We start from the raw sequence: 1,980 nt of genomic DNA, 5'->3' as shown, positions 1-1,980 counted from the left end.
TTGTTCGCCGGCGGCGTCCCCACCGGCGACGTCTATCTACGTAAGGTCCGCTGACCACACAAAGAGCGCGCAGAAATTGCCTGTGCGCCCTTTGTCGTTCGGCGGGCGCGATCGGGGCGGACCGGCACTGTCGGGCGCGCGGTGCTGGCCAGTCCTCCGGCACAGCATCGCCGTGATGAAACGATCCCACCAACACCAAAGCAGAGCGGCAGAGCCTATTATTCGCGATAACAAAGGTCGTGGTTATGAAAGGGAACACGCAATGGTGACGAGATCGAGGATGCGCACGGCGTTGGCCGGTGCGGCGCTCAGTCTCGCGGTAGCGACGGGCGGGGTGGCGCTGACCAGTCCACCGGCACAGGCGGCGCGGATCGTCGAGACGTCGCAGAGCGGGGTGGTGGTGATCGAACTCAGCCACGCCGACACCGTGGCCGCCGCCCACCTCGGCGCCGGCCGGGTCATCAACGCCCTACTGGGCAACGACTACTGGGGCGTCATCCTCGAAACCGACTCCCGCTATCGCGCCAGGGCGTACTACCGTCCGGACAAGGCCGCCAGCTGGAACGACGTGACCGGTCACCAGGTCATCTCCGAGGCCGCCGCCCACCCGGGCGGGCGGGTCGTGATCGCGGTCTATGTTGACCGAACCAAGAGCCTGAACGGACATCCGCTGTGGATACAGCAGGTGTGGTGACCGACGTGAAGAGGGAGTAGACGTGCCGTATCTCGGGTTGATTTACCTGGTGATCCTGGTGATCGCACTGATCGACATCATCAACACCGACGACGCTGCCGTGCGCGGGCTGCCCAAATTCGCCTGGGTAATCCTGGTCGTGATGCTGCCGTTGGTTGGTGCGCTGGTGTGGCTAGCGGTCGGACGTCCTACCGCGGATGAGCGACCGCGCCGGCAGCATGCGGGTGCGGCCAGCGAGTTCCCGGAATACGACCACCCCGGCCGCTACGTTCCGCAGGACCCCGAGGCCGACCGAGAGTTTCTCCAGCAGTTGCGCGATCGCGCCGAACAGCAACGCCAGATCGCTCGCGAGCAGCAACGAGCTGCCGACCGATCTGACCGCCCAGACGACGATCGTCCATTCTCGCAATAGCAGTCAGCGGAAGCGTTTTCGTTCGTCGACCGTCAACTACGACCGCACACGACAAGGGGCACCATCTGATGTTCGACCGCACGCCACCACCGGTCCTCACCGACGGCGGGGATTGGTGGCTGCTTGTAGACGTGACGAGCGGGTTTGCAACCGGTGCGGTAGAGACCACGACCTGCTATTGCAAAGTGCTGCAATGGGAGCGCTGCGTCGACGCCGACCGCGAACCAGCGTTGGTGGGTTGGTTGAGTGGGAAGGTGCGTCCTGTGCGCGCCGACAGAATTCCGGCTGACACTCCTGTCTCCCCGGGACACTATGTTCGCCTCACCCGGGAAGATATTGACGGTCTAGTGCAGGCAGGCACATGGAAGACCATCGACATCTGGTAGCACCGACGGGGAGAGCCCTGGCCGGGGCCTCACTGCGGCTACATCTCAGACCCCGCTGGACGCGCGTACTTCCGCACGTGCACTGTGCCTAGGAGCCGCCAGACATGCTGGCGAGTCCAGTCCGTCCCGCCGGAGGGCGTCGGGACGCCGGCATGGTTGAGGCGGTCGGCGATCTGTTGGTCGCTGTAACCGCGTGCGTGCCAGTCTGCGATCGCCTGGGCAGTGGAGGGTGAGCACAGCGGTGGCCGCCCGACCGGGCGTCGGGGTGTGGTTGTGGTCATGACCGCGGCTCGCCGTTGTCTCCGCGTCCCAGGACGCGAACGGTGTGGAGTAGATCGGCTAGGACGAGGCGTGCGTGCTCGCGTTGGGCCGGATCGGGGCTCCATAGCGCGGTGCAGGTAGCCAAGAGCAGTAGCAGCCCAGCAATCGCGAGGGCGATGATGCCGACGAGGACGACGGTAGGGGAAATCGAAAGGTCGAATGACGAC

General features: G+C 65.1%; 5 protein-coding genes. 3 read left to right on the top strand and 2 right to left on the bottom strand.

The features are described from left to right. Positions 1-280: 280 nt before the first annotated feature. The 3 genes from Q9R39_RS24545 (at position 281) to Q9R39_RS24535 (ending at position 1,492) form a co-directional block, all read left to right on the top strand. Positions 281-694 carry a hypothetical protein gene (locus Q9R39_RS24545; protein ID WP_211539924.1) on the top strand — a complete coding sequence of 138 codons (414 nt, stop codon included), beginning with the start codon at positions 281-283 and terminating at the stop codon, positions 692-694. 22 nt (positions 695-716) lie between these two features. Beyond that, positions 717-1,106: a PLD nuclease N-terminal domain-containing protein gene (locus Q9R39_RS24540; protein ID WP_311278441.1), complete on the top strand. Its 390-nt coding sequence runs from the start codon at positions 717-719 to the stop codon at positions 1,104-1,106. 68 nt (positions 1,107-1,174) lie between these two features. Next, positions 1,175-1,492 carry a hypothetical protein gene (locus Q9R39_RS24535; RefSeq protein WP_311278440.1) on the top strand — a complete coding sequence of 106 codons (318 nt, stop codon included), beginning with the start codon at positions 1,175-1,177 and terminating at the stop codon, positions 1,490-1,492. A gap of 38 nt (positions 1,493-1,530) precedes the next feature. Here the strand turns inward: Q9R39_RS24535 and Q9R39_RS24820 are convergent, their stop codons facing one another. Next, positions 1,531-1,773 carry a recombinase family protein gene (locus Q9R39_RS24820; RefSeq protein ID WP_189340036.1) on the bottom strand — a complete coding sequence of 81 codons (243 nt, stop codon included), beginning with the start codon at positions 1,771-1,773 and terminating at the stop codon, positions 1,531-1,533. Beyond that, a partial coding sequence (locus tag Q9R39_RS24530) for a hypothetical protein (protein WP_311278439.1) occupies positions 1,770-1,980 on the bottom strand: 211 nt, incomplete at its 5' end. The genes Q9R39_RS24530 and Q9R39_RS24820, both read right to left, overlap by 4 nt.

The sequence above is a fragment of the Gordonia sp. AC31 genome, from assembly GCF_031844505.1.
GTDB classification, from domain to species: domain Bacteria; phylum Actinomycetota; class Actinomycetes; order Mycobacteriales; family Mycobacteriaceae; genus Gordonia; species Gordonia hongkongensis.
This window is presented reverse-complemented; position numbering and strand designations above follow the sequence as displayed.

Coding starts and splice junctions, on each gene's coding strand:
- Q9R39_RS24545 (WP_211539924.1), top strand. CDS start 281: ATGCGCACGGCGTTGGCCGGTGCGGCGCTCAGTCTCGCGGTAGCGACG.
- Q9R39_RS24535 (WP_311278440.1), top strand. CDS start 1,175: ATGTTCGACCGCACGCCACCACCGGTCCTCACCGACGGCGGGGATTGG.
- Q9R39_RS24820 (WP_189340036.1), bottom strand. CDS start 1,773: ATGACCACAACCACACCCCGACGCCCGGTCGGGCGGCCACCGCTGTGC.